Source organism: Archangium sp. Cb G35, assembly GCF_001896145.1.
GTDB lineage: Bacteria > Myxococcota > Myxococcia > Myxococcales > Myxococcaceae > Archangium > Archangium violaceum.
Window position 1 is genome coordinate 115,571 of record NZ_MPOI01000017.1, and the last position, 25,736, is coordinate 141,306.

The window sequence follows — 25,736 nt, forward strand, 5'->3', positions numbered from 1 at the left end:
GGCTCGGTGGGAAGTCGAGCACCGGCCGGTGAAGGCGAGGCCGCCACTACCATCGCCACAATGCCAAGGGGAGCAGGTGGAAGCCCGCGAGCCACAGGCTGAGGACCAGCGCGGACACGGACCCCAGCAGGCCGCGCCACTTGGCCACCGTCCCGGTCTCCTGGCACCAGGTGCGGACGCTGACCGCGACACCGGCCACGGCCAGCGCCGGGAAGAGGACGGTCGCGGCCCAGAGTCCCACGGTCTGCCAGTTCATCTGGCCCAGCAGGCGGAACTCGAGATTCGCCGCGCAGACGATGCCGAGTACCAATACCAGCAAGGCCAGGCTGGGAAGGCGGCGCACCCAGCGGTTGCGCAGGGCCTTGCGCCGTCCGAAAGGCGCGCTCAGCAAGAGCGGCACGGCCAGCAGCACGCTCAGTTGCGGGAGCACCGCCGCCGCCATGGACGTGCGCTGCAAGCTGTCGCCGCCCAGCTCGAGGCCGATGACTGCCCCGCCCTCATCGCGGAGCACGACACCGTTGACGACGTCGCCGTAGTCGGTATCGGCGAGCAGTCCGTTACCGTGATGCTTCAGGCTCGCCCCGTAGCCCAGGCCCGGTATGAAGGGTGAGATCTTCAGCTGGTCCCCCTGCGCCTGCACATGACCGGTGTCGAGCAGGTAGGTGGGAAGGCTGAGCAGCGAGATGCGCGGGTTGACGAGGCGATACCACCCATCGACATCGCTCTGGATGGGGCGGGCCGCGGCAGTGGGCGCCTTCCACTGCGTCTGCGCGGAGATGTAGGCAGCGAGCGGTGTCTCGAGCTCGCGCAGCGTGTTCTCGCTGTTGACCAGGAGCACGTAGCCCATGCCTTGCTCGGCGTGAAAGTGCAGACTCGCCTTCGCGCCCAGCACGCCACCGGTATGGCCCAGCCACAGTCCGCCGTTCACGATCCGGGGGCGAAGGCCCAGCCCCGGGCCGTAGGTCAGCTGCGCGCCCACGCCGAGTGTCCCCTGAGCCCGCTTCATCGCGCGGACGGTCTCGGGCTGCAGCACGCCAGGTGCGGACGCACCGTCGGTGAGGAGGAAACGCCCGAGCCTGGCCAGGTCCTTCGCGCTGCACCACAGGGCTCCGTCGGCCTGCGTCTGCTCGAAGGGCATCCCGGTCCGGTGCATGTCGCTGCCGCTGTGGCCCTCGGCGTGGTCACGCTTCGCCGCCTCCGAGTTCAGCGCAGCCGTCTGCTCGATTCCCAGCGGCTTCAAGACCTTGCTGGAGACGATCTCCTCCCACGGTTGCCCGTAGTGGGCTTCCAGGATCGCGCCGAGCAGCACATACCCCGGGTTGCTGTAGCTCTCGGAGGTCCCGGGGCGCCAGCGCACCACCAGCGGCTCTGGATGGGCGATGCTGCTCTCCAGGTGGTTCCCGCGGCGCTCCACGGGGCTGAAGAAGGCCTTGGGATGCGTATCGTCGAAGCCCGCCGTGTGGGTCAGGAGATGAACCACGCGGACCGGGTCGCTGGCGTGAAATGCATTGTCGATGGGCGCGGACGGCAGCAGGTCCGAGACCGGCGTCCGCAGGCTGAAGTGGCCCTGCTCAACGAGTTGCAGGATGGCGATCGCCGTCACCGTCTTCGTGATCGACCCGAGGCGGAACAACGTTTCTCCGCTGACCGGGGCCCGGGTGTCGTGGTTGGCCAGCCCGAGGCTCTCGCTGAGCACGGTGCCATTGCGGTCGAACACGGCATAGCTCGCACCTGGAACGTGCTCCTCGCGCATCAACCCGGTCAGGGTCTGGCGCAACTCGGCCGGTGTCGACGGTGCGGATGCCCCGGTGGGGCTCGCCGCGAGCACGAGTGTGGGAACGAGCAACGCGACGACACACAGGGGGGCAATGCGCGTCATCCATCCTCCTGGGCGAGCTGCGGCTGTGTGGCCAGGCGCCGGACGCCAGGGTGGCCCGTTGCCCGGGCGCAATGTCTTCATGAGGCAGTCCTTCCGTCGGTTTTACGGACGTTAGGACTTCCGGATCCGGTTTCTTGGATTCACCCCCTGTTGTTTTTCCGCGCCGCGGGGGAGCTCAGCGCAACCAGCCGATGAAGCCCTGCAGGGGCCGGCCCAGCGAAGACGAGGGCTCATCGACCCGAACGCTGGCGGCGAGGAGCTCCTCCAGGGAGGTGCGGGCCTCGAAGCGGGAGCGCTCGGCCACGAGGAGGGCCTCGAAGGCGTGCATCGCGCACCCATCCCTGTCCAGCGGGCGGCGAGCGACCACGGCCATCAGCACGTACGCATCGTCCGGAGAGAAATCGAGCACCACCAGCCAGGGGTACTTCGTGCGGTGCTCCACCCGGGGCGTGTTCCCTTCCACCGCCACCCGGTAGAGCGCGGGCGGTGGCTGCATCGAGGCAATGCAATCGCCGCCATACCCCCGGTAGATGGTGAGGTAGGCCACGGGCTGTCCATGCATCCAGGCCACGCGCTGCGCGAAGAGAGGATGGAAGTCTGGGGGCACCTCCAACTCCTGGCCATTCCACAGCGGGGCGGGCGGCTGCCGTTCCCAGCGGGGCTGGGAGGGGAGCAGGAGCAGATGCTGGCCATCGGGGGACAGGGAGCCCCGCGCGTGGAGTTCCCGTACGCCCCCTGCCAGCCGCAGGGTGACGAAGCTGCCGGTCGACCAGGGCTGATCGGGTGGCGTCCCGCACTGCCGCGAGAAGAAGAACTCCCCCCGCTCCACGGACCAGCCTCGGGGTTGGAGCAACCCAGGCTTCGGGGAGGTGAACAAGGTTTCCCGGCGTCCGCTGGCGAGCTCCACGGCCTCGACGGTAGCGAGGGGGCAGCCCCGCGGCCGCTCGCGGGACTTCTTCGCGAACGACTCCAGCACGTACGCCACCCGGCTTCCATCCGAGGACCAGAGGATGGGCCCGGCACGGACATCCTCCTTGGGAGGCGGGCGTTCGCGCAGGTCCACCAGCAGGCGGCGGCCCGAGCCGTCGGCGTTCACGACCCACAGCAGACTCCACCCTCCGATGGAGGTGGTGCCAGGGCGTCCGGCCTTCTCCACGTAGGCCACCTGGCGCCCATCCGGAGAGATGGCCACGCCATTCCACCCCAGCTCCGTCCCGACGAGCGGAGTGGCCGCCACCCGGCCTGTCCGGGTCAGGGCGTAGCCCGTATCTCCAGAGGGCGTCCGAACCCACAGGTTGGACTGCTCGAACCGCAGCAGCCACGGCCCCGGCCCCATCCGGCCAGGGCTGGGAGCGGGCTCCGGCACGATGGGCGGTGCCGGACGCGTACCCATGCACCCCAGGCTCAGGAGCAGCAGGGCCGTGATGGCCAGGAGTTCCCCGCGCATGCGCTGCGTGCGTTGCATTCTCCGCCTCCCGGGTCCGCGAGGTATTGCCACCCCGGCCTCAACGCCCGAGGGGGAGCCGGTACAGGAGGCCCTGCTCTGAGCCGGCGAACAGCGCGGGAGGATGGGTGGACGCGGCCAGTGCCACGGCCTTCGCTCCGGAGGGCAGGACGCGCCGGGGCAGCCGTTCGCGTGTCCGGACATCCATGCCAAGAATCGCTCCCGCTTCGAGCCACCAGACATGATGGGCGTCCGTCCAGGCGGCGTGGGCCGGACCCGGCGCGAGTGCGAACTCCTCGCCGCTCTCTCCATCACACACGGTGAGAGCGTTCGAGTCCTTCAGGCGCCAGGCGATGTACCGCCCCTCCGGTGAGAACCGCACCGGCTCCGAGGGGGTCAGCCGGTGGGCCTCCACCCTGGGGGCACATCTCCAATCGCCCACCACCCTGGGGGCGGTGCGTCCATCCCATTCCCAGACATGGCCCGCGTGCATGTACCGTACGGTGTCGGGCTCGTGTCCGGGCAGGAACAGCGCGTCCTGGACCGCGCGCCAGTCGGGCACCGCCTTGCCCCGCCGCGAGCCATCCGCGTTGTACGCCCCGGAGGAGCCGCCAAACCAACCACCTCCACGGGCCCAGGTGCCCCCCGTGAATTCCACCTCGGACATCACGATGGGCGCGGCGGACACCCGGAAGACGAGGAAGGCGGCCTCCGGACCGCTGGGCAGGAAGACAAAGCCCGCTCCGCCCTCCGGACTCAGCACGAGCGTCCAGAGGCCATTCTGGAGGCTGCCCCACCAATCCCAGACGGGCTCACCCGACGTCAGGTCCACCACGCGGTAGTCGAAGGCGTCCTCCTCGAGCGCCCACCGGGTGAAGAGCAGGCGCCCGTCCTCCGAGACCCGGAGCTGGTCCAGGCGCTGGCCGCGCGGCACGGGAAGGCCGAGCGGTTCAACAACGTCCGGTCCCGGCTCCGCCGCGGGCCTCGTTTCCACCTCGGGACCATGGCGGCAATGCGTGAGCAGCGCGCTGGCGAGCACCAGTGCGGACAGGACCGGGCGTCTCATGCGCGCGCCTACCGAGCCGCCGCCTGCTCGGCCAGCGCGTTCGCCAGGTAGTCCCGGCGCTGCTCGAAGCGATCGCGCGGGACGTTCCACTCATTGACCATCTTGTCCTCATTGGAGAAGAGGTCGTACAGCCCCTGGAGATCATTGTTGACGATGAGCGGCTGGACTTCCTTCCGTGTGAGCGGCGTGTAGTCGCCCCGGAAGCGCAGGTCCACGGCGAGATCCAGGATCGCGGGATCCAGGTTCTCCCAATCGACCTGTCCATAGGCCTCGAGCTGAGACGGCCCATTGGCGATGCGCATCATGTCCTGCTCATGCTCGTCATACACCGTGTTGAACAGGTTCTTCTGCGCGCTCTGGCTGATCTCGATCGCCGCGACGTCGGGGCGGTTGACGAAATCCCTGGCGGCCTGGTCCGTCAGCTTCGCCCCCTGGGCCAGGAGCTCGGCATCCGCCTGGGGAACGCCCGCGGCCGTCAGGTCGGCCACCACCTCCTCCGTCGACCGGTGCTTCATGTCGTAGCCCCGGCCGATGGTGACCCCGGACGACATCGTGGGATGGTGGGGCGTGCGGCTGAAGTACCGCCCCCTCTCCTCCTGTCCCTCGGCGTCGAACGTCAGTTGACCCTTCGGCACCTTGAACGCGCTCTCGAAGTTCTCGGGGAGGGCGGGCAGTGGGTTGGTGAAGGTCTGGGCAACCGGGTTGAGCGGCGCGGAATCGAAGAGGCCGGGCACCGACGCGCTCGCCTGGGCCGGATCGAAGCTGCTCCGCTCGAAGTTCATCCGGTTCACGGGCGTGGGCTGTGTGAGCGCCGGCATCGAGCGGACGCTGTTGGCCGGATCGAAGCTGCTCTGCTCGAAGTTCACCGCCGGAGCGCGCGACGGCACGGTGTTCTGCGCCGTGCCCACACCGGAGGCCGTCGGGCTGGCGGCCGACGTGGGACCCAACCCGCCTCCGGAGGAGGAAGCCGGGTTCGACCGGGAACTGGAAGACGAACCGCCAACGGAATCAATACCCATGGGACCTCATCGCGGGCTGGAGGAGGGTGAGACGATACGGGCGAATGTGGGTTGATGTCGATGGATGTCCAACCTCTTGGGGCGCGTTTCTCGGGTGTGCGAGTCGCCACCCGGCAGGCCTGGCCCCCCCTGGTGACTCCACTCACCAGTGGTGACTCGACTCCACCCCCCGCCTGGTGAGCACCGTCACCAGCCTGGCCCCCGAGGCGCGCTCCCCTTCGCCCAACCCCTTGAGAAGACAGCGTTTGGCCAGAAACCACGGCTTGGCACGCGCGCTGCACTAACGCTTCGCCATCTCGGATTCCTCTTCTCAATCCTCTTTCTTCCGGAGCACGTCATGGGCATCAAACTCGGTGGTGCGAGCAACCTCTTCAAGAGCGGCGGCAACAAGGTTCCGGATTTCAAGCCCAGCGCTCCCAAGCCGGACGCGAAGCCCCAGTTCACGCCGCGCCCCGACATCAACGGCAACAAGCCGGGCCAGAACGCTCCGGGCTTCAACCGGGACAGCTTCGAGCCCAACAAGCTGAACAACTCCAAGCTCAACGGGCTGGGCAATGTGTTGGGTGGCGTGGGTGATGCCTTCGGCGGGGCCGCGGGGCTGGCCGGGGCCGGACTCGACGCCGCCTCCACGCTCGGCATGCTGGCGCCGCAGATGATGGCGCCGCAGATGATGGCGCCCGCGATGGACCCCTACGCGGCCGCGGGCCTCGGCCAGGGCTTCGGTGGTGCGCCGATGATGGACCCCTACGCCGCCGCGGGCCTCGGCCAGGGCTTCGGTGGTGCGCCGATGATGGACCCCTACGCGGCCGCGGGTGGCCTGCCGCCGGAACTGACCGGTACGGCGATGATGGACCCCTTCGGCGGCCTGCCCCCTCGCGTTGGCGGGGAACTTGCCCCCACCCCGGCCCTCCTTCCCCGTAGCCCTGCGTCCGTGAGCAAGAATTCCCCGAGCAAGGCCTCCGCGCCGGCCGCGCCGCTCGCGGAGGACGGGACGCCCATTCCCCAGGCCACGGACAAGCGGCCGAAGGGAGACACCCGCTCGGCGGCGGACATCGTCAGCGATTCTCCCGCTCTGGCGAAGCTCGGCCGTCAGAAGGACATCAAGTTCGATCAGTTGTGCAAGCAGACCGGTGTGGATCCCAAGATCGACCTGAAGGATTCCCGTCAGAACCCCGATGCCGTCTACCGGCTGGCGAAGGTGCTGGAGTACATCGACAGCTCCAAGATTTCCGACGGTGGGGAGCGGACGGGCAAGGTCCAGGGCGGTAAGGGAGACGGCAACATCGAGGGCATCACCAAGGATGGAGACGCCCGGCACGGCACCGAGGCCGGAATGGTCAAGGACTTCGCCGAGAAGGGCTACTCCTCCCTGGGCAAGGATCACCGGCTGCCGACCACGAACGACACCCACGTCAAGAAGGACGGGAGCAACAAGGACAACTTCCAGTGGTTCGCCGGCGAGGCGGGCAAGCACCTGTGGTTCATTCCGGGCGTCAGCAATGTCCTGACTGGGATTGGCAACTCCGAGGGTGGCGTCAAGGGCGTCATCGAGGGGGGCCTGGGTGGCGTGGTCAAGACCTGGAAGGGAGCCGCCGAGGGAGTGATCGGGGCGCTGGGGACTGGCAAGATCAACCCCGCCTCCGCGCTGCTGGGTGCCTACACGGGCGCGCTGGCTGAGACCGATGCCGCTCCCCAGAAGGTGAAGGACCTCATCAACGTGCTGCCCGTCTGATTCGAGAGGGTCTGGTCCATCGAAAGACAAGTGCCGGGGCCGGTCCGGGAGCGATTCCGGGCCGGCCTCGTGCATCTCACGCGAAGCGAGCCAGTGCGAAGCGTGACAGTTCCCAGGGGATGGGGTGGTCCGTGGCCATCCATGCGGCGAGGCGGCCGAGCAGAACGGTGAACTTGAAACCGTGCCCGCTCAAGCCGCCCACCACTGTCACCCGAGGCTCTCCTGGCAGCCGGTCCACCACGAAGTCCTCGTCCGGCGTCATCGTGTACAGACACACCTTCTCGAACGCCACACGCGGCGACAATCCTGGCAGGTGTTCCGCGCAGACCTGGCGCAGCGGCTCCCTATCCGACTCGTGCACCTCCCGGTCTACCCGGTGGGGCTCCGTGGGCAGGCCCGGCTGATGCAGCGCCACCTTCACGCCGGGCTGCTGTCCATCGTGCGGAAAGCCATAGAAGTACGTGCCGAAGTCGATCCACACCGGAAAGCGCTCCGCACTGAACTCCGCCAGTGGCGCCGAGGGCTCGAAGTGACAGTACACCTGCCGCGTCACCGTGAACGGCAGGGAGACGTGCCCCGTCAACAGCCGGGCGGTCCAGGGCCCCGCGCAGACCACCACCCGATCGAACTCGAGCACCTCGCCTCCCGCGAGAACGAGGGCGATTCCTCGCGCCCGGGGCTCGAGGGCCTCCACCCGCGCTCCCGCGCGCACCTGGGCTCCGTGCGCCGACGCGAGGCGAAGCTGGGCGCGCACACACGCGGAGGCCCGGAGGAAACCCGCCTCGGGCTCGAACACCCCCGACTCCCCTGCCCGCAGTCGGAACCCGGGGAACCTCCGGGCACAGGCGGTGGGATCCAGCTCCTCGAATGGCACCCGGTGCTCTCCGAGCGCCCGGCGGATGGCGGCCAGCTCTCGATGTCCACTGGGAGCGAAGAACAAGCCCCCCGTGCGAACGAAGAGCGACTCACCCGCCTCGTGCTCCAGCGCGTCCCAGAGCGGGTAGGCCTCGCCCATCAGCGACGTGTAGAGCCCATCCGTGTACGTCTTGCGGATGATTCGCGAGGTGCCGTACGAGCTGCCCTGCTCATGGTCAGGCGAGAACTGCTCCACGACGGTGACGGAGTGACCCTCGTGGGCGAGGAACCGGGCCGTCGCGCTGCCCACTCCTCCCGCTCCCAGGACCGCGATGCGTGCCATGCCGGCCATCTAACCGCAGTTCGCCGTGCACTTCACACCTCTGCCTCTTCGCCCTCGCTTCTGCCGGGGCGCTTGCATCGGCGGGCGGGTTGCGGCAACTGGCAGCACCAATGATCGTTCGAGAGCGTCCGAGCCCCCTGCGGCTCTTCTTCATCCTTCGCGGCACCATCCTGCCGCGCGTCCTGCCGCAGGTGCTCGGCGTCGCGGCGCTCTCCTGCGTCGTGGTGTGGGCGTCGCGACGGAGCGAACTGCACCTGCCCTCCCCGTCCGCCGCGCCGCTGTCACTGCTCGCCATTGCCCTCTCCATCTTCCTCGGCTTCCGGAACAACGCCTGTTACGACCGCTGGTGGGAGGCGCGAAAAGTGTGGGGAGCGCTCATCATCGAGCTGCGCACGCTCGCGCGCGACGCCATCTCGCTGCTGGATGACGGTGGCTCGGACGAGCCGGGCGCCGGCCGGCAGGTGGCCCGGCGGCTGGTGCACCGGAACATCGCCTTCGCCTACGCGCTCGTGGGCCATCTGCGGGGGCAGGACCTCGGTGAAACCATCTCGCGCTTCGTCGAGGAGCCGGAACGGGGGCGCGTGCTGACCAGCCGCAACCGGCCCGACGCATTGCTGCGTGAGTCCGCCCGTGAGCTGGCTTCCTTCCGCCGCGACGGCAGGGTCACCGACATCCCCTGGCAGGCCCTCAGTGAGCGCCTGCATGCGATCTCGGGCGTACTCGCGGCGTGCGAGCGCATCCGCTTCACTCCCCTGCCCTTTTCCTACACCATCCTGCTCCACCGCACGGCCTACCTGTTCTGTCTGCTGCTGCCCTTCGGCCTCGTGGACGTCCTCGGATGGATGACTCCGGTCCTGGCGGCGGCCGTCGCCTACACCTTCTTCGGACTCGATGCGCTCGGGGACGAACTGGAGGACCCATTCGGCGAGGCGCCCAATGACCTGCCCCTCCTGGCGCTCGCGCGCACCGCCGAAATCAGCCTGATGGAGGCGCTCGGCGAGCCACTCCCGGAGCCGCTGCGCCCTCACGATTTCATCCTGCCGTGACCGCCGATTCATCCCCCGCGGCCATTGGACAGGCGAAGGGAGAGCACCCAGCGCACCAGGGGGCTCGTGTCCTCCCGGAGCGGAGCGAGAAGCTCCTCCGGCACCTCCGCGGCGAACAGGAGCGCCCAGCTCCGGATGACGGCGGAGCGCTCACGAAGGACTGGAGCAAGCTCCGCGACCGGGAGCTCTCTCACTCCGAGTGACCAGAGTGCTCGCGCGGCGGCCAGACGGGTCAGGACGCTCTCCCTCGTATCGAGGAAGACCTGTTGCAGCAGGACGCGGGCGGGAGCGGTGGGTCCACGGGCGATGCGGCCCAGGGCCTCCACCCAGACCATTCGCTCGAAGGGCCCCGTGTTCCGGTCGGCGAGGAGCCGCTGAATGGCAACGAGCAGTCCTTCGCACTCGGGCCCCGCCACGCGAAACATGAGGGAAGTGAGGTAATGACGCCCGCGTGCTCCCGCCGCGTAGGACATGAGCCATGAGCGCCAGCGGGGCAAGGCGAGGAGTTCCTTCAACCAGCGCTCCTCGACGTTGGCGGCGCAGGCGCCATCTGTCTCTTCCAGGAGGGCGGCGAGCAGCTCCGCGGGCGCTGGAAGCTCGGGGAAGAGCGTGCTCCGTTGTACTGGTTCCAGCTCGAACAAGAGCCGGATGAATCCCATGCGCTCCTCGGTCGTGTGGACCTCTTGGGCCAATCGCTGGCACCGAGCGCGGAGCGCTTCGGACCCGTGCATCCCCCGAGCCGCCCGGAACTCGATGAGAAAGCCGAGCGCGTCCAGCCGCCTCCCGGTGGGTCCTGTGTCCGTCCACCGCTCCAGTTGCGGAACGACCTCATGGCAAGCGCCTCCCATCCGTCCGAGCATCCCGAGCAGTGGCAGCGCCGTGTCGTGGGTCTCCGCTCGTGAGATGCGTTCGAGGAGCAGGGCACGCAGTTCCGCGGTCTCGGCCTGCTCACCCAGGGATGCGATGAAGCGCCACACCCGCTGTTGCTGGTGTGGACGGAGGGAAGAGAGGGCCTCGCGCAGCAGGGGCACGAACTCCCGGGTGAGCCCCAGCGCGACGATGGCCACGGCCGTCACATCCATCGGCCAGGGCTCGCTGGTGAAGAGCAGCCGCCTCACGAGGGCCTCGAGCTCCGCCTCGCCGCGCTCCGCGAACGCCGCGCCGAGCCGCTGCTCCACCGCGAGGAGCGTCTTCGGATCGGGCTCGGGCCCATTCCGGGTGCGGACAATGCGGAGGACCGCCAGTGCCGCCCGCACGTGCGACAGCTCGCCGCCGCGAAGGACCGGGATGCTCCAGGCGAGCACCTCCGGGAGTGGCGGCTGGAGGTGGTGCAGCACCTGGAGCGCATCCTCGGCCAGGTCCGCGTCGGGGTGCAGGGCCGCTTCGAGAAGGGCCGGAGCCGCGGATTGGGAAGCGGGGACCAGCTCGCCCCACCCGCGCAACAGCTCCCGCTGATGGAGCGCCTCCCGGGCGACGTCCCCCACCCGCCCACGGTAGTAGTCCGCCGCCACCGCGAGACGCCGCTCCCACTCGGGTGTCCAACGGAACTCCCGTATCGCGCTGCCCCACGACATGAAGGCGTCGGCGCATCCCAGCCTCCGCGAGAGGTCGTGCGTGAAGACCTCCCGCCGGAAGCGAGCGCGATTCCAGTCATCGAGCGCCGCGTCGATCTCCGGGAGGGTGTCCTCGGTGGCGCACGCGATCAACTCCACCCCGTTGGCGAAGCCGGGATACGCGTCGTCCTCCGAGGGGAGATACGAGCGCCAGTCGTCCAGGGGCTTCAGGTCTCGGGGAAAGATCTGGTCGGGCTCCAGCGTGGCCCCGCACTCACGGCACCGCCGCCCCGAGGCCCGCCCACAGTCACCGCACACGTTCCGCGCGCATCCCGGGCAGCCATACCAATGCCCCGAGACGAGATCCGGGACGAGCGTTTCCTTCCGCTGGAAGGAGAGGAAGACCCGGCACTCCGGGCAGGAATGAACCATGGGGCCACGAGTCTACCGAGGCAGAAGGACCACCGCCGCCAGCGCGCCCGCGAGCCCGATGCACAGCGGCATGTAGAGCCGGTCGTCCATCTGGGCGAACCGGGTCCCCCGATGGCGCTTGAACAAGCCGACGTAGCGAAAATCTCCCACCACGCGCAGGAAGAACGCGGCGGAGAGCAGCCCTGTTCCGGCACGTACCCACTCGAAAGGCAGCGGCAGGACGCGCACTCCCGCAGCGGTCAGCGCCACACCGGCCGCGCCGAGCAGAAGGACCCCCACCACACTCGTGGCCATCGGCGTGGGCATGAACGCCGCCTTGCCGTCGAGCTCGGGGATGACCACGGAGCCACCCCAGCGCCCTCCGGAGGCCCAGAAAAAGTGGAGCCCCGCCAGGGCTCCCAGCACGGCGGCGGCGGCGACACCCAGAATCATCGTCATGGCAGGGACCCTCCAGACTCCATACGGATGCGTATGGAGCATTCACCGTGGACCTGGACCCTGTCAATACGGTGGCGTATGGTGCCAGGGGTGAAGAAGGCTCGGGCCAGACGCAAGGTGGCGGACAAGCTGGGGCCAGAGCACTGGGTGCGCGCGGGGTTCGACGCTCTGGTCCGTGGTGGGGTGGAGGCGGTACGGGTGGAGCCCCTGGCGGCCGACCTTGGAGTCACCAAGGGAAGCTTCTACTGGCACTTCGTGGACCGTGGAGACCTGCTTCGGCGGATGCTCGCGCGCTGGGAGGCCGAAGGGACGCACCAGATCATCGAGCGGCTGCGAGGCAGTGGTGCGCCGGCACGCGAGCAACTCACCCTGCTCATGGCCATCTGCCAGGAGCACGGAAATGGAAGCATCGAAGGAGCGGTGCGCGCTTGGGGAGCCACCAGCTCCGAGGCTGGAGAAGTCGTGGCCCGGGTTGATCACACACGTGAGGGCTTCGTCGAGGGACTCCTGCGAGAGATGGGACTGTCCGCGGACTCCGCGCGGCACCGCACGCGCGCGCTCTACCTCGCGCTGCTGGGAGAATTCACCCGCACGGCCAGCGGCGCCGAGCCGACCTCCCCCGCGGTCTGGAAGGAATTGCTGACGCTCCTGACCTCGCGGTGAGACCGCTCACGGTAGGGCGGCCCCCATGAATCCCAGGTATGCTTGCACCCAGACCCGGGCAGCCACCCGGGTACGAGGAGAACGACATGGCAGACCTTCCCCCGGGCCGCAGACCCACCCAGCGCGTCACCCGCCCCCTGCTGCTCGCCACCGCGGGCATCGCGGTCGTGAAGATGGCCAGTGGGTGCCTCACCTCCGGCAACCTCGTCGCGCCACCCCCGTGCGATGACAACCCGGCCAATGACCCCTACTGCGAGCCGGTCGCTGACGCGGGCACGGATGGTGGAATCCCGGATGGCGGCACCGGGGATGGCGGCACCGCGGACGGCGGTCGATGACGAGCACGTTGGTCCTGCCCCACGTTCCCGGCGAGGAGCTGTTCGAGCTGGGGATGCTCGGAGGCAACGTCGAGCGCCGGTACCGCAAGCTCCGGCCCGAGGTGGAGGCACTCCCGTGGGGGACGCTCCGCCCGGAGGCGTTTCCCGAGCACCTCGTCCTCGCGGCGCGGAGGGCCTGGACCGAGGCCGCCTTCCAGGAGCACCGCACCGCCGCCGCGTGCACCGCGACGCTGCAGGGGCTCATCGCCGCGCGGGCGCCGTTGGATCTCATCGCCATGGCCTGCCGCTTCCCACTCGACGAGATGGTCCACGTCGAGCTGTGCGCGCGATTGGCGAGCGAGCTGGGCGGGGGCATCCCCCTCCTGCATGATCCGCTGGGGATGATTCCACCGCCCCGGCCGGGACGTGCGCTCGCGCAGGCCGCGGAGCTCGTCGTCCGCTACTTCTGCGTGGGCGAGGCCATCTCCATCCCCCTGCTCCGAGGTACGTGGCACGCCGCGACGCACCCACTGGTGAAGGCGGTGCTGGGGCGAATCGTGAAGGACGAGGCCGCGCACGGGCAGTTCGGGTGGATGTTCCTGGACTGGGCACTGCCCATGCTGGAGGAGGACGAGCGGGAGGTGCTCCGCGAGGCGGCGGGGAAGACGATCGCCGTGATCCGGGAGAACCAGGCACGCATCGCCGCCCAGGGAGAGGGAGAGCCCTCCGCGATCCACGCACTCGGGTGGATGAGGTCGCGGGCCTACCTGGAGCTCGCGCGCAAGTCGATGGAGACCGAGGTGCTCGCGCCATTGAGGGCACGCGGGCTCGAACCGCGCTGACGCGCCATGCGCGGGTACCTCACGGGCAGCGCGATCGATCTGGCGGTGTTCCGCATCACCGTCTTCAGCGTCGTGCTGCTCTCGCGTGACGTGTACGAGGCGCCCGTGTGGGCCGCGACCTCCTCGGCCATGCGAGCCGCCCCCGGGGGCCTCGCGTGGCTCGCGCCCCACCTCCCGATGTCTCCCGCCTGGGCCTGGGCGGCGCTCGGCATCCTCGTCCCCTCGGCCCTGCTCTCCGTGCTGGGGCTGTTCACGCGGGTGGCGACAGTGCTCGCGGCGAGCTCATTGGCCTATGTGCTGGCGGTCCCGCAGTTCTCCGGGACGGTCATCCACACCCACCACCTCTTGTGGTTCGCGCTGTTGCTCGCGGCGAGCCCCTGCGGAGACGCGCTCTCGGTGGACGCATGGCTTCGCGCGAGGAAGCACAGCCCCCAGGGCGCTCCGGACGAAGCCGTGGCATACGGGCTCCCCATCCGTGCCGCCTGGGTCCTCGTCGGGCTCATCTTCCTCTTCCCCGGGTTGTGGAAGTGGAGCGCGGGGCTCGACTGGGCGCTGAGCGGAACGCTGCGGGGCCAGCTCTACTGGAAGTGGGCCGAGCATGGGGGGTGGCGTCCCTGGCTCCGCATCGACGAGTGGCCAGGGGTGCTCGAGGCCGGTGGCGTCGCCGTGATGGTGTTCGAGCCGCTCGTGCTCGCCGGTGTCCTCGTGCCGCGCCTGCGGCCCTGGACGGTGGGCGCGGCGCTCCTCTTCCACGCGGCAACGGCCCTCGTGTTCCGGATCGACTTCTCCTCGCTGTGGGCCTGCTACACCGTCTTCGCGCCCTGGAGCCGGGTGTTCGCGCGCCACGGGCCCGGTGTGGCCAGCACGGGGACGGGGAGGGCCCGGGACGAGCGCGGGTGGATACCGGCCGCGGTGGCCAGCGGAGTGCTCGTGCTCGGTGCCACGGTGTCGGGTGCGATGGGCCTGCGGTACGGCTTCCCGTTCGCGTGCTACCCCACGTTCCACACGAAGGCTCCGGCGGAAATTCCCGCGCTGGAGCTCGAAACGGAGGTCGGCGGCCATCTCGTCCGATGGGATCTCGCCGAGGGGGCCTCGCAGCGGGAGTGGGGCACATTGTGGCATCTGGCGCTGCGCCCGGAACCGTCCCGGATAGCCCGATGGACGGAGGTGCTCCGCGCCCGTCATCCACGGCTCGCGACAGCCGGACGCATCCGCGTGTTTCGCACCTGGCGCGCGGCGGACCCTCACGCATCCGCCAGCGTCCTCCGCCGCGAGCTCATCTGGGAGTAACGTCCCGGCAGCACTTACGGAACGGGCCGGTAGCCCTGGGTGATGGCCGCGTCCACGGGCGTGAAGGCATCCGCGGGCGTTCCCGTCCAGGAGCTCGAAGGCGCGCGCAGCACCACCGGCGTGCCCGCCGCGCCGTCGCAGACCCGGCTGTTGACGAACTCCAGCGTGGTGCCGCCCTCCTTCGAGGCCGCCGCGCCACACGTTCCGGCATCCGAGACGATGGAGCCGGTGATCTTCACGCGCGCCGCGGGCGTGGCGTTGTTCTCCAGGATGATCTCACTGCCCGTGTTGCCGAAGAACGTGGAGTTGTAGACCTCCACGTAGCCCTGGGACCACAGGCCGGCGGTCGAGTAGTTGTCGTGCTTCTGGGCATATGCGCTCAGCACGTTGTTCAACGTGGTGGGCTGGGTGCTGTCGTTCCACAGCCGGAAGTTGCGCTTGTTTCGCAGCGCCACGCAGTTCTCGTAATAGGCCGCCTGCGACTTGTCGTCCCATCCGCCATCCGTGTTGTCCAACGCCGCCGAGTTCAGGAACGAGATGCGGTACGCCGAGCGCTCCAGGCTGAACCCATCTCCGTTCTGGTAATCCCCCGTGGACGCGCTCTGGTACGTGTTGTTCCTCGCCGTCACCCGGTTGAACACCACGTCGTGCGAGCCCTTCGCCGGATCCTCGGGGTTCTCCACCGAGACACCAAACGGGAAGGCCTCGGTGCTCCAGGCCGCGTCACCCTGGGTGGCGTCCGCCACGAAGTCCTCCACCCGCAGGTCCGACACGCCGCCGATCAACCGGATGCCGCGCTTGGTGTACCGGAGCACCTGTGACTGACTCAGCGTGGACGTCGCCACATCGCTGAGCGCCACGCCCTCGCGCACCCGGCGGAATTGCAGCCGGCTCAACTGGAGGTTGGACGAGCTGGCCGCCCGCACACCGTAGTAGTAGGCCTCGGCCTCGATGCCCTCCACCACCCAGTCATGCACGTTGGTGAAGCGCAAGAGCGCGTAGCTCTTGTTCGAGGAGCCGGGATCCGCGGGCGACCAGCGGCCCTTGAAGACAGGCAGACCCTGGCCCAGGTCCACGCCCACCACACGCTTCTTGAGCGCCTCCGTGCCGCTCGTCGTGGGGTAGAACGAGAACGGCGTCGAGCTATCATAGAGGCCACCCGCCACGAACAGTGTGTCGCCGGGCGTGAGGGATTGATCCAACACGTCCTGGAGCCGGGCCACCGGGAAGGCATTGCTCCAATCGGAGCCATCCTGCAGGCCCGCGCCCCAGCGGCTCAGGTAGAAGAACCGGCCAGGCAACCGGGCCGAGCTCAGGCGCCGCAGGTAGACGTCCCCCGCGTCGAAGGAGATACGCAGCACGTGGGTGCCCGCGGAGACCTCCAGGGGCGTGGCCGCGGTGACCGTCTGGAAGGTGCCGTGGCCCCCCGTGGCCGGCAGGGAGAAGGACAGCTCGTCCGCGCCGTCCCGTGACACGCGCATCCGGCCGGTGCCACTGGGAAGAGAGTAGTTGAGCGACAGTTGGTAGTTGCCGCCCTCGGGCACCTGGACGGTGTACTCGAGCCACTCGCCCGGCGAGCTCCGGACTTCGTAGGTCCCCGAGCCGCGCACGCCAATGTCCACGGCCTCGTCCAACCGGTAGAGCTGGTAGGAATTGACCGCGTCGGTGTCGTGGTAGGCGATGCCCTCGCCGCCCTGATCGAAGTCCTGCGCCTTGATGACGCCGGGAAACGCATTGGCCCCGAAGGGTACCTGCTCGGCGGCGCTCGCGGCCCCGGGAAGGCCCAGGCACAGCGACAGCAGGACGGCCGGATACCCACACCTCATGCGCTTCGACATGGAGACTCCCATCCAAGTTGGAGAATCTCCTGTATAACAGGTTAAACCGGCTTGTCCGTCTTATGCCGATTCACACTGTGAATGCCCTCGTCATGGAGGGCTTTTCTCACCGGCTCAGCATTTGTTGATGAGCTACCCTCACCCCAACCCTCTCCCATAGGGAGAGGGAGGGCGCTCAACACAAGGAGATGGAAGATGGATCCCCGTAGCTCCACGAAAATAGCGGTCATCGGTAGCGGCCTCATGGGAAGCGCACTGGCACGAGCCTTCGCGGCGGCGGGTCACGATGTCGCCGTCTGGAACAGGACGCCCAGCAAGGCCAGAGCCGTGGGCGGTGGCACCCTCGCGTTCGACAGCCTCGTCGAGGCCGTCTCGGGACGAGAGCTCGTCGTCGTCTCCGTGTCCAACTACGCCGCATGCGCCGAGCTGCTCTCCTCGGAGGGCGTTGCGCGGGCCCTCGCCGGAAAAACGCTCGTCCAGCTCACCAGCGGCTCACCCGCGGACGCTCGCTCGGGATTGGAGTGGGCGAACGCACACGGCGTGGACTACCTGGACGCCGCCATCCTCGCCTACCCGGGCTTCGTCGCCACCGATTACGCCACGGTCTTCTACGCCGGGTCGCGCGCCGTCTTCGACCGGCACCTCGCCACCCTCCAGGCCATCGCCAAGAACTCGGCCTACGTCGACGAGAAGATCGGTTCCGCCGCGACGCTCGACTGCGCGATTCTCGAGGCCTACTACGGCAGCTCCCTGGCGTTCCTGCACGCCGCGGCCATGTGCAAGGCGGAAGGACTCGATCCGAAGCTCTTCTTCTCCCACAAGAGCACCTTCCTCGGGCTGGTCTCCGTCACCGCCGACGCCGCGCAGGGCATGGTCGAGCGCAATGACTTCTCGGGCGACCAGTGCAGCCTCAATACCCACGTCGCCGCCATCGAGCACATCGTCCGGCTGAGCAAGGACGCCCGCATCAGCGCGCGCTTCCCACAGGAGTTGCTCGAGAACTACAAGCGCGCCCTCAGCGAGGGCCTGGGCCTCCAGGAATTGCCAGCCGTGTTCCGGACCCTGATGCGGGATTGAGCCTTGATTCGCTGGCTCGGGGCGCCTCCTCCCCCAAATAGGGGAGGACAGCGTCGCGAGGAGAAATTATACACCCGCGAGAAGAAAGAGAGGAACTCCATGATACGTCGTGCACTGCGCTCGCTCTCCGTGGTCGTCGGGTTGTCCTTCTCGTGGGCGCTCCCCGCGCTGGCGGCGGACCCAGCGGCCACCCTCGGGAGCCTCGAATGCGAAGGCATCCGTGAGCTGCAAGCATTGGTCAACAAGCAGCAGTCCATCCTGACACAGAACAATGCCTACGCGGCCAATCTGACGGAGTTGCTCGCAGCGGGATACATGCCCGCTGCGTGTCCGGATGGCTCGCGAGTGCGCGTGTCAGGGTCGAACCTCGTGGGAGGTTGTCACTTCACCTATGGACTGGTCTCCGTGGTGAACAATCCACGAACCGGTGACTTCGCTTTCGAAGCCGTGGCCCTGGGTGTCGCGGGGACGCCGTCCGCGGGACTCGAATTGTATATCACCCGGATCGTCAGCCGTTACCACGACTTCACCGAAGCCTATATGTATCGCAAGGGCGTATACAGCGATGTGGATTTGAATGCGTGCTCGCGGGCTGAGTAGTCCCGCGCCTGCCTCCACCCCACCCGCTCAGCGTATCGCCATACGGAGGGCCTTCCGTCATGAGTGTCCGGTCCACCAGGCCGCAGCCACCCCCCGCGGCGTTTCCACGACCGGGCACCACACCGGGAGGCCCTCCGCAGCAGTCCACCAAGAAGGAGTCCGCCAAGGCGGAATCCGGAAAGTCCTCCCCGCAGACAGGTGGCGCCTCGGGGAAGGCCGGGGCCAAGGGCAAGGGCGCGCCCACCGGCGGCACGCAAGGCCAGGAAGGGCTGGCCGCGGGTCGCTTCGATGGCCCGCGGGACAAGCATGAGCAGCAGGGCCGCCCCGGGCTCGAGCGCCTCCAAGGAGGCGGCACGCACGCCCCGCCTTACGGCCAGGAGCGTTCCGCCCAACAGGCACCGGCCCCCGTTGCGCCGGAGCTCCCCCAGCAGCGGAAGACGACGGAGCGCGAGAGCACGCCCTCGGAGCGTACGGCCGCGGGAGGCCGCGCGAAGCTCCGAGGTGTGGTGATGGAGCGGCTCCTGAACGAGATGAAGGACGCTCACGAGCGGCTGACCCACTTCGCGAAGAACCCAGGCCGGCTCGGGGTCGTCAACCTGAGCATGACGCTCGCGGAGAGCGCGGTCACCCACATCCTGTGGAAGGAGCCGAGCACCATTCCCGCGCGCCGGGTGAGCCTGCTCAACATCCTGGGCCTTCCTCCGTCCACGAGCGACGCGACGATGGTGCGCGAGCTGATGGGAGAGGTCCGCCAGGCATTCATGGACTTCCAGGCCAGCAAGCCGGGAATCGAGGCCTGGCATCGGTACGACGAGGTGCTTCAGCGCTACGAGTCCATGGGGGTGCAGCCGGTGGTGCCTGGGCACGACACCGGCCCCATGTTGGCCGAGCTCCAGCGGCTGAACCTCCCCCAGGAGCCGGACTTCACCCGCTCCATCCTGATGCACCCACTGCTGGTGGGAGTGGCGCTCTCTCCGGACGAGGGCGATGCCGATTTCGTCATGGTGGCCGGACTGAGCGTGGCGGACCTCGGCGCGCTCGTCGCCCACATGCGCCGGCTCAATCCCCGGCTCACCAACAAGCTCGTGCGCCAGCTGCTGTTCCTGGCGACCTCGGACAAGAAGCGAGGCGTCCGAAAGCAGCTGGGAGATCCCGACCTGAAGAATGTGCAGGAGCTGGCCAAACAGCTCCTGCGACTCCAGGTCACCCATCAGCTCTTCGTCTGAGCCTCAGTTGTTCGTATTGGCGAAGGCATTGAGCCAGGCTTCCTCCTCCGCCTGCTGCTGAGCCACCTGCTCGGGCGTGGGCGCCTGCGAGGGAGTGAAGCCCTCGTCATCGATCTTCAGCTCGCCGATCTGGTGCTGATCGTCGGTGGCCAGATCGATGATGCTCTTGATGACAAAGCCCCCGACGCCGATGGCCGCGCCGAGGACAGGCGCGCCCATGAGGGCCGCGCCGATGGCACCAGCACCCGCCACGATGTCCACGCCCCCCTTGGCGACCTGGCCCGTGAGGCCCATCTCGTTGCCCTGGCTGATGTTGGTGGCACCCTCCCAGATTCCGGCGAGTCCACCCACCACGGCACCGGCGGCGCCGAGCTGCTCGAACGCCTTCAACCCGTTCAGCGACTTCACCGCCGCGCTCCCCGCCGCGGTCATCTCCATGGCCGAGCCCACGAGCTGGGTGCTCGCCAGCGCCTGGGCGGCCTTGTCCTTGTCCTGGATGGCCTTGTTCAGCGAGATGCCCGCGCCCGCGATGCCCGCGGCGCCCACGAGCCCCTCGAACACCTTGGTGGCACCCTTGGCGGCATCGAGGGTGTTGGTGAGATTGTTCCCCAGCGCGGCCTGCGCGGTGGCGTACTTGTCGGCCAGCCCCGAAACGACCACGCCGCTCTCGGCCACGGCCTTCGAGGTCGCCGCGGCCGTCGACGCCAGCGTCTCCTCCTCCTCGCTCTGGAACTGAGAGGGGTCGGTGATGTCACGCGTCTCGCCTTGAGCGTTCTTGAAGGTGAGCCGGTCGCCGTTCTCGTTCACGTCGTGGATGGCGGTGCCCGCTGGACCCGTCACCTCGCTATGGATGCTGAGGTCCTTCGTCCCCTGCGCGGTCTGCAGGGAGACGTGATCCAGCTTCGAGGTGGTCTGGTTGTTGTCCTTGTCCCGGAACTGGCTGTTGGTGGACTCCGTGTACTTCGTGCCGTCCGCCGTGGTCTCGGCGGTGCGGGTGTAGTGGTGCTCCTGGCGCGAGCCGTCCCGGTCCACACGGCTGACATCCAGCTGGTCCAGCTTGCCATCCGTGCCGTACTTGCTGGTGGACTGGCCACTCACGTCGACCAGGTCCTTGCCATCAGGCGAGAAGGCCTTCCCGCCGTACGTCTCCGTCACCGTGTTGCCCTCGCGGTGGCGCAGGGTGCTGATCGAGGCGTTGGGCGCGCCCTCGACGAAGGTCTGCGAGGCGTAGGTGTTCTCGTCCTTCTTCATCTCCACCAGCCAGCGCTTGGGCGGCTGCTTGTTCTCGCCGACGTCGTTGTCGCCGTCGAACTGCTGCTCCCAGCCGCTGTCCTTGTGCGCCTGGCGCAAGGCGGCGAGGTCCGCGCGGTTGTGCGGCTGGTTGCCGATCGCCTTGTCGTACTCGGCGTACGTTCCCCCCGAGGTGAAGCCGGGCTCCACGTAGACGGGGGTGTCGGTGCTGCTCTCGTTGTGCATCTCCTTGTCCACGATGGACGTGGCCTGGGTGTCACCCTGGGAGAAGCGCTCGATCTTCTGGTACTGGGGGGTCGCCTGTTGGCCGTCCTTGGGCGCCTCGATGGAGTAGGTGCGCGTCGTGGCCCGGTCCACGGATTGGCCGCCCTTGAAGGCCCCCTGCAGTTGGCTGTCGATGTAATCCAGGCCCTGCTGCGAGGAGTAGGCCGTCTCGCTGCCCTTCACCGCGCCATTGGACTGCGCGTACTCCTCGACGGTGAGCTGGCCCTGCCCCGCGGCCACCCAGTTGCCGTTCGCATCCTTCTCGCCCACGCGGTTGTCGGTGAAGGCATACTTCGTGTCGCGAGACGCCTCGATGTCATCGAGGGACGGCTGGGTGTCCATCTCGCTCTGCTGGCTCTCCCACTGCGCGTTGCGCACGCGCGTGCCACCATCCGCGAGGACCTCGGTCCGGGTGCGGGTGTTGACCCCGTCCTTGTAGCCCTGGGACTCGAGGCTCACCGAGCCGTCCGCCCCGCGGGTGGCCCGGGTGCGCTCGAGGATGTTGCCCTGCGCATCCTTGCGCACCAGCTCCGCTTCGTTGTCGCTGATCCTGGTGACCGAGGCGCCGTCCCGCGGTTGCGCCGTGCCACTGATGAGATCGTTGGCCTGCTTGCTGGTCTCGTTCTTCAACGCCGTCTGCGTCTGCGCGACGTTGGCGCGATCCTCCGACACCGTCTGGACGTTCACGTCCGCCGCGGCGCGCTCCTCACCAGACATCGTCTGGGTGGCCTGGGTGGTGCTCGCGGCGCTGACCGGGGCCGCCGCGCTGGCCGTGCCGATGTCCACGAGGGACCCGGCCTTGGGGAGCGCATCCACCTCGGGGGTGCCGTTGGGCGTCGCCACGAGGCTCATCGGGCCGCGCTTCGCCGTGCCCTCGACTGAAAAGGTGTCCTTGAGCAGGTCCTTCTGGAGTTGAGTCTGCTGAGCAGGCGTCCCCGCCGTGACTCCGGTGGGAGGCGTCGCGGTCGTTGACGCCGTGGACGTGGGATTCCTGGCGTCTTCGGCTTGTTTCTGCCCGGTGCTCGATTGATTGACCTCCTTCTTCGGCGGGGGGGGGAGGCGGCGGAGGCGGACGAGGGGGCAGAGAGCGAATGGCCATGTGAGTCTTTGAGCTCCACGATGAAAGGGGGGGAGGCGTTGTGAAGACAACACTCTCGAACCCGGGAAGGCATCCCCTGAAAGAGGGAGCAATCGCTCACCACTAAGCGATTGCAAAGGCAGATGGCTTTTCCCTGCCTGTCGTTGGCATGAGTCCTCGCTGTTGCGAGGCCTCACCTCCGCACGATCTCGATGCCCGCGTGCGCGAGAGCCTGGAGGACCGCGTCCGGCGCGTCGCTGTCCGTCACCAGCCGGTCCACGATCGAAACCGGTCCGACGAGGTCTTGAATCGGCAGGATCGTGCCTGTTACTTCCGAATCATGCGCGAATCGGCACGAACAAGCACCTCGGATTCACGGTCCTACCCGTTCGCCGCCGTTCTGTTCGACCTGGACGGCGTCATCATCGACACGACCGCGCTGCACTACCGGGCCTGGGAGGAGTTCGGGCGTGCGCACGGCCATGTCCCCAGCCGGGACGAGCTGCTCGCCACCAACGGGCGCCGGGCCGGGGAGGTGCTGCGCGTCTGGTTCGGCGAGGGGCTGAGCGACGGAGAGGCCGCCGCCCTGGTGCTCGAGCGGGAGTCGCTGTTCAACCGTCTGCTCGCGACCGAGTCCGTGTCCGAGGTGCCCGGCGTACGGGAGTTCCTCGAGGCCCTGAGGCGGGCGGGGGTGCCCCGGGCGGTGGCGACGAGCGCGGTGCCCATGAACGCCGAGCTCTCCCTGTCGCGTCTGGGCCTGCGGGAGATGTTCGACGCGCGGCTGACGGCGGCGGATGTCGTCCGGGGCAAGCCGGACCCCGAGGTGTATCTCAAGGCGGCCTCGGCGCTGGGCGTGGCGTCCACCGCGTGCCTCGTGGTCGAAGACGCAGTGCTCGGAGTCCGTGCCGCCCTGGCCGCTGGCGCCCGGTGCCTCGCGTTGACTACCACGTTCCCGCGCGACGTCCTGCTCCAGGAAGCGCCGCATTGGCTGGCGGAGGACTTCCGCACGCTGCCCTCCCCCATCGCCCTCTAGCGCGAACCTTCACCCGCCTCGCGACGCGTCGAGCAGCGCCGCGCGGGCGGCATCCAGGGTGTCATGCAGGTGGGAGCGGGGAATGCCCGCGCCGAGCAGATGCCTGGTAGCGCTCTTGTTCACCCACCAGGCGGTGCGTCCCGGGCGGGTGTGGAAGCGCGCGAAGAGTGGGTATTGCGAGGTACCCATCCCCTCGAAGCTGGAGAGGTCCATGAGCAGGGGCTCGTCGGGGGACACGGATGCGAAGAGGGCCTCCAGCGCCTTCGCTTTCATGGACGAGAGGCTGCCGAAGAGGCGGATGCGCCGGGGAACCTCGTCGAAGTGCTTCACCGGCAGCCGCTCATCATTGTTGTTGAGGTACCCGAACATCTCCTCCAGGAAGCGACAGGTCGCGGGCTCCCGGGCGGCGTCCGCGGCGAGCTGGTAGACGGCCCAGACGAAGCCATGCTCCCGCGGGTAGTGCTTCGGATCGGGACTCCATGTGGAGAACTCGCGGCGGCCCTGACGCTCCTCCACCAGGCACGACAGGGAGATTCCATCCAGGCCAATCTGGTTCCCACCCGGGACTCCGAGCGGATCGATCGCCGCCAGTTCCTCGAGGAAGCGCAGGCCACGCTCGTCGGGAACGGGCACGGTCTCATGGTGCGCCCGGCTGGCGACGGACACGAGGCTCTCGCCGGGACCGAGAGTCACCAGGATGCAGCCCCCCTCATGGAAGGAGGGAAGGAAGGAGATCCAGTAACGAGCCGCCTCCGGGTGGGCTTCACTGTGCGCTTGCAGGAGTGAGCGGACATGCGCGACGGCGGGATCGTCCAGCCCGTCTTGCACGGCCTCCACCCGGAAGCCGCGTGCCTCCGCCTCTTGCTGGAGTCTTCGAGCATCCACGGCAAAGAGCATGCGCCACTCCTTCCAGGCGGTGCCAGCCAGCCATTCGCCGACCTCCGTGATGGACCTTCCCTTGAACTCGGGAATGAACTGCCGGAGGAGCGCGGCCTGCTTCGCCGTCGGGCCCTGGGTGCCCCAGAGCACCCGGAGGCGCCAGAGAAACTCCCATGACGACGCCTCCTCCAGACGCGAGGAGACCGTCAGCCACCAGGCCCAGCGCTTCGCTTTGAGCTCGTCGTCTTCAGTGTCTTCAGCCATGAGGTCCCTCCCCTCCCCCCTATACCAGCCGGCCCGCTTCAGCCCAGCGTATATGCCTTGACAGGCATATGCCTCCATCAGCATATAAGGCCCATGCTGAGCGCGTTCGAAGTCGTGGCGGAGCCGAACCGCCGCCGGATCCTGGACCTGTTGCGCGAGGGGCGCCGCCCCGTCGGGGAGCTGGTGGATCGGCTCGGGCTGACGCAGCCCACCGTGTCCAAGCACCTGCGCGTGCTCAAGGATGCTCGACTGGTCGACGTGGAGCAGGACGCCCAACGGCGGCTGTACCGCCTGCGTCCGGAGCCCCTCTTGGAGATGGACTCGTGGCTCGCGCCGTACCGCGAGCTGTGGTCCCGGCGGCTCGACGCGCTGGAGCGCCACCTGGACACCATGGCGGACGATGAGCCCGCCCCCACCCGCCGGAGCCCGGCCCCGAGGAGGAAGTCATGAAGCACGGTACCCTGACGACGAAAGGCAACAAGGTCGAGCTCCGGTTCGAGCGGCGCCTCGCCCACCCGCCCGAGAAGGTCTGGCGCGCACTGACGGACAGCAAGGAGCTGGCCCACTGGTTCCCCGCGCGCATCGAGGGAGCCCGGGAGGCTGGCGCCCAACTGCGCTTCTTCTTCGAGGAGGGCGATCCTGGCTCCGGGAAGATGCACGTGTTTGATCCGCCGCGCGTGCTCGAATACACGTGGGAGGGAGATCTGCTGCGCTGGGAATTGAAGCCCGAGGGCACGGGCTGCCTGCTGGTCTTCACCACCATCCCGGCGGACCGGGCGAACGTCTCGCGCGACGCCACGGGCTGGCACTTCTGCCTGGACAACCTGGAGGCGTCGGTGGACGGGAATCCCGCCGCCGGGTTCGACAAGGAGCGCTTCTCCGCGCTCAACGCGGACTATGCGGCGCGCTTCGGCCTGGGCAGCTTCCCGGCCTTCATGCTGGGCGCGGCCAACCGCGTCGCGGACGCCTCTCTGAGCATCCCTGGCGTCGAGGCCTACGTGTTCAACGGCGCCGATGGCACGCAGCTCACCCTCTGCCACGCGAAGAGCGACGCGGAGACCGGCGAGCAGTGGCGGGACGTGGACGAGTACGTCGTGGTCCTGGAAGGCAGCTACGTGGTGAGCATCAATGGCATGGACATGCACCTGGGTGCCGGACGGGAGTTCGTCATCCCCAGGAGCGCGCGCATCTCGGGACGGTACACCGCTGGCACCCGGACGATTCACGCCCGCGGAAGCAAGCCTCCCGAGGGGGCGAACACATAGGGAGAAGGAGCATTCGAGTCTCGGCTACGCGGCAGCTACAAC

At 68.4% G+C, this 25,736-nt stretch carries 22 protein-coding genes; 12 read left to right on the plus strand and 10 right to left on the minus strand.

Annotated features, from left to right (window positions below):
- Positions 1-46: 46 nt before the first annotated feature.
- From BO221_RS42720 to BO221_RS42735, 4 genes are all read right to left on the minus strand, one after another.
- Complete coding sequence (locus BO221_RS42720; protein WP_073566683.1) at positions 47-1,879, minus strand: serine hydrolase; 1,833 nt, start codon at positions 1,877-1,879, stop codon at positions 47-49.
- A 175-nt stretch (positions 1,880-2,054) separates the two neighbouring features.
- Entirely contained in the window at positions 2,055-3,344 is a 1,290-nt protein-coding gene (locus BO221_RS42725; protein ID WP_083682322.1) for a hypothetical protein, read from the minus strand.
- 40 nt (positions 3,345-3,384) lie between these two features.
- Entirely contained in the window at positions 3,385-4,389 is a 1,005-nt protein-coding gene (locus BO221_RS42730; RefSeq protein ID WP_073566684.1) for a hypothetical protein, read from the minus strand.
- A gap of 8 nt (positions 4,390-4,397) precedes the next feature.
- Positions 4,398-5,336, minus strand: coding sequence for a pesticin C-terminus-like muramidase (locus tag BO221_RS42735; protein WP_233166510.1), 939 nt, complete (start codon positions 5,334-5,336; stop codon positions 4,398-4,400).
- Positions 5,337-5,745: 409 nt separating this feature from the next.
- Between BO221_RS42735 and BO221_RS55670 the strand changes: the two genes are divergently transcribed.
- Complete coding sequence (locus BO221_RS55670) at positions 5,746-7,140, plus strand: hypothetical protein (protein WP_198956310.1); 1,395 nt, start codon at positions 5,746-5,748, stop codon at positions 7,138-7,140.
- 76 nt (positions 7,141-7,216) lie between these two features.
- Here BO221_RS55670 and solA read toward each other — a convergent pair whose 3' ends face one another.
- Complete coding sequence (solA, locus tag BO221_RS42745) at positions 7,217-8,338, minus strand: N-methyl-L-tryptophan oxidase (RefSeq protein WP_073566833.1); 1,122 nt, start codon at positions 8,336-8,338, stop codon at positions 7,217-7,219.
- A gap of 110 nt (positions 8,339-8,448) precedes the next feature.
- Here solA and BO221_RS42750 point away from each other — a divergent pair, with 110 nt between their 5' ends.
- Entirely contained in the window at positions 8,449-9,384 is a 936-nt protein-coding gene (locus BO221_RS42750; RefSeq protein ID WP_073566686.1) for a bestrophin family protein, read from the plus strand.
- An 8-nt stretch (positions 9,385-9,392) separates the two neighbouring features.
- On the opposite strand, the gene BO221_RS42755 is transcribed toward BO221_RS42750, so the two are convergent.
- Both BO221_RS42755 and BO221_RS42760 read right to left on the minus strand, forming a co-directional pair.
- Positions 9,393-11,369, minus strand: a complete 1,977-nt coding sequence (locus BO221_RS42755; RefSeq protein ID WP_073566687.1) for a hypothetical protein — start codon at positions 11,367-11,369, stop codon at positions 9,393-9,395.
- A gap of 12 nt (positions 11,370-11,381) precedes the next feature.
- The gene (locus BO221_RS42760) at positions 11,382-11,807 is read right to left on the minus strand and encodes a DUF3995 domain-containing protein (protein WP_073566688.1); all 426 of its coding nucleotides are present in this window, start codon (positions 11,805-11,807) and stop codon (positions 11,382-11,384) included.
- A gap of 90 nt (positions 11,808-11,897) precedes the next feature.
- Between BO221_RS42760 and BO221_RS42765 the strand changes: the two genes are divergently transcribed.
- From BO221_RS42765 to BO221_RS42780, 4 genes are all read left to right on the plus strand, one after another.
- Positions 11,898-12,470: a TetR/AcrR family transcriptional regulator gene (locus BO221_RS42765; protein WP_158080013.1), complete on the plus strand. Its 573-nt coding sequence runs from the start codon at positions 11,898-11,900 to the stop codon at positions 12,468-12,470.
- 86 nt (positions 12,471-12,556) lie between these two features.
- Positions 12,557-12,808, plus strand: coding sequence for a hypothetical protein (locus tag BO221_RS42770; RefSeq protein ID WP_073566690.1), 252 nt, complete (start codon positions 12,557-12,559; stop codon positions 12,806-12,808).
- Complete coding sequence (locus tag BO221_RS42775; RefSeq protein ID WP_073566691.1) at positions 12,805-13,629, plus strand: hypothetical protein; 825 nt, start codon at positions 12,805-12,807, stop codon at positions 13,627-13,629. Before BO221_RS42770 ends, BO221_RS42775 begins: the two co-directional genes overlap by 4 nt.
- 6 nt (positions 13,630-13,635) lie before the next feature.
- Positions 13,636-14,919 (plus strand): HTTM domain-containing protein, encoded by a 1,284-nt coding sequence (locus BO221_RS42780; protein ID WP_073566692.1) that lies wholly within the window; start codon positions 13,636-13,638, stop codon positions 14,917-14,919.
- Positions 14,920-14,933: 14 nt separating this feature from the next.
- Here the strand turns inward: BO221_RS42780 and BO221_RS42785 are convergent, their stop codons facing one another.
- Positions 14,934-16,757 carry a carbohydrate-binding domain-containing protein gene (locus tag BO221_RS42785; RefSeq protein ID WP_158080014.1) on the minus strand — a complete coding sequence of 608 codons (1,824 nt, stop codon included), beginning with the start codon at positions 16,755-16,757 and terminating at the stop codon, positions 14,934-14,936.
- Positions 16,758-16,952: 195 nt separating this feature from the next.
- Between BO221_RS42785 and BO221_RS42790 the strand changes: the two genes are divergently transcribed.
- The 3 genes from BO221_RS42790 (at position 16,953) to BO221_RS42800 (ending at position 19,660) form a co-directional block, all read left to right on the plus strand.
- A complete protein-coding gene (locus BO221_RS42790; protein ID WP_073566694.1) occupies positions 16,953-17,834 on the plus strand; it encodes an NAD(P)-dependent oxidoreductase in 882 nt (293 codons plus the stop codon).
- A 99-nt stretch (positions 17,835-17,933) separates the two neighbouring features.
- On the plus strand, positions 17,934-18,434 hold the full coding sequence (locus BO221_RS42795) for a hypothetical protein (protein WP_073566695.1): 501 nt from the start codon (positions 17,934-17,936) through the stop codon (positions 18,432-18,434).
- Positions 18,435-18,493: 59 nt separating this feature from the next.
- Positions 18,494-19,660 carry a hypothetical protein gene (locus tag BO221_RS42800; RefSeq protein WP_073566696.1) on the plus strand — a complete coding sequence of 389 codons (1,167 nt, stop codon included), beginning with the start codon at positions 18,494-18,496 and terminating at the stop codon, positions 19,658-19,660.
- Between the two features lie 3 nt (positions 19,661-19,663).
- Here the strand turns inward: BO221_RS42800 and BO221_RS42805 are convergent, their stop codons facing one another.
- Entirely contained in the window at positions 19,664-22,027 is a 2,364-nt protein-coding gene (locus tag BO221_RS42805; RefSeq protein WP_073566697.1) for a hypothetical protein, read from the minus strand.
- Positions 22,028-22,557: 530 nt separating this feature from the next.
- On the opposite strand from BO221_RS42805, the gene BO221_RS42810 reads away from it, so the two are divergent.
- Entirely contained in the window at positions 22,558-23,286 is a 729-nt protein-coding gene (locus BO221_RS42810; protein WP_233166511.1) for an HAD family phosphatase, read from the plus strand.
- Positions 23,287-23,295: 9 nt separating this feature from the next.
- On the opposite strand, the gene BO221_RS42815 is transcribed toward BO221_RS42810, so the two are convergent.
- On the minus strand, positions 23,296-24,429 hold the full coding sequence (locus BO221_RS42815) for a hypothetical protein (RefSeq protein WP_073566699.1): 1,134 nt from the start codon (positions 24,427-24,429) through the stop codon (positions 23,296-23,298).
- Between the two features lie 93 nt (positions 24,430-24,522).
- Here BO221_RS42815 and BO221_RS42820 point away from each other — a divergent pair, with 93 nt between their 5' ends.
- A complete protein-coding gene (locus tag BO221_RS42820) occupies positions 24,523-24,879 on the plus strand; it encodes a helix-turn-helix transcriptional regulator (protein WP_073566700.1) in 357 nt (118 codons plus the stop codon).
- Positions 24,876-25,694 (plus strand): SRPBCC family protein, encoded by an 819-nt coding sequence (locus BO221_RS42825; protein ID WP_073566701.1) that lies wholly within the window; start codon positions 24,876-24,878, stop codon positions 25,692-25,694. Before BO221_RS42820 ends, BO221_RS42825 begins: the two co-directional genes overlap by 4 nt.
- The last annotated feature ends 42 nt before the right edge of the window (positions 25,695-25,736 follow it).

Bases quoted from the DNA above. Each gene is read 5' to 3' on its own strand.
- BO221_RS42805 (WP_073566697.1), bottom strand. From the start codon at position 22,027: ATGAGCCTCGTGGCGACGCCCAACGGCACCCCCGAGGTGGATGCGCTC.
- BO221_RS55670 (WP_198956310.1), top strand. From the start codon at position 5,746: ATGGGCATCAAACTCGGTGGTGCGAGCAACCTCTTCAAGAGCGGCGGC.
- BO221_RS42795 (WP_073566695.1), top strand. From the start codon at position 17,934: ATGATACGTCGTGCACTGCGCTCGCTCTCCGTGGTCGTCGGGTTGTCC.
- BO221_RS42820 (WP_073566700.1), top strand. From the start codon at position 24,523: ATGCTGAGCGCGTTCGAAGTCGTGGCGGAGCCGAACCGCCGCCGGATC.
- BO221_RS42780 (WP_073566692.1), top strand. From the start codon at position 13,636: ATGCGCGGGTACCTCACGGGCAGCGCGATCGATCTGGCGGTGTTCCGC.
- BO221_RS42720 (WP_073566683.1), bottom strand. From the start codon at position 1,879: ATGACGCGCATTGCCCCCCTGTGTGTCGTCGCGTTGCTCGTTCCCACA.
- BO221_RS42725 (WP_083682322.1), bottom strand. From the start codon at position 3,344: ATGCAACGCACGCAGCGCATGCGCGGGGAACTCCTGGCCATCACGGCC.
- BO221_RS42770 (WP_073566690.1), top strand. From the start codon at position 12,557: ATGGCAGACCTTCCCCCGGGCCGCAGACCCACCCAGCGCGTCACCCGC.
- BO221_RS42750 (WP_073566686.1), top strand. From the start codon at position 8,449: ATGATCGTTCGAGAGCGTCCGAGCCCCCTGCGGCTCTTCTTCATCCTT.
- BO221_RS42790 (WP_073566694.1), top strand. From the start codon at position 16,953: ATGGATCCCCGTAGCTCCACGAAAATAGCGGTCATCGGTAGCGGCCTC.
- BO221_RS42730 (WP_073566684.1), bottom strand. From the start codon at position 4,389: ATGAGACGCCCGGTCCTGTCCGCACTGGTGCTCGCCAGCGCGCTGCTC.
- BO221_RS42775 (WP_073566691.1), top strand. From the start codon at position 12,805: ATGACGAGCACGTTGGTCCTGCCCCACGTTCCCGGCGAGGAGCTGTTC.
- BO221_RS42815 (WP_073566699.1), bottom strand. From the start codon at position 24,429: ATGGCTGAAGACACTGAAGACGACGAGCTCAAAGCGAAGCGCTGGGCC.
- BO221_RS42755 (WP_073566687.1), bottom strand. From the start codon at position 11,369: ATGGTTCATTCCTGCCCGGAGTGCCGGGTCTTCCTCTCCTTCCAGCGG.
- solA (WP_073566833.1), bottom strand. From the start codon at position 8,338: ATGGCACGCATCGCGGTCCTGGGAGCGGGAGGAGTGGGCAGCGCGACG.
- BO221_RS42800 (WP_073566696.1), top strand. From the start codon at position 18,494: ATGAGTGTCCGGTCCACCAGGCCGCAGCCACCCCCCGCGGCGTTTCCA.
- BO221_RS42785 (WP_158080014.1), bottom strand. From the start codon at position 16,757: ATGTCGAAGCGCATGAGGTGTGGGTATCCGGCCGTCCTGCTGTCGCTG.
- BO221_RS42760 (WP_073566688.1), bottom strand. From the start codon at position 11,807: ATGACGATGATTCTGGGTGTCGCCGCCGCCGCCGTGCTGGGAGCCCTG.
- BO221_RS42825 (WP_073566701.1), top strand. From the start codon at position 24,876: ATGAAGCACGGTACCCTGACGACGAAAGGCAACAAGGTCGAGCTCCGG.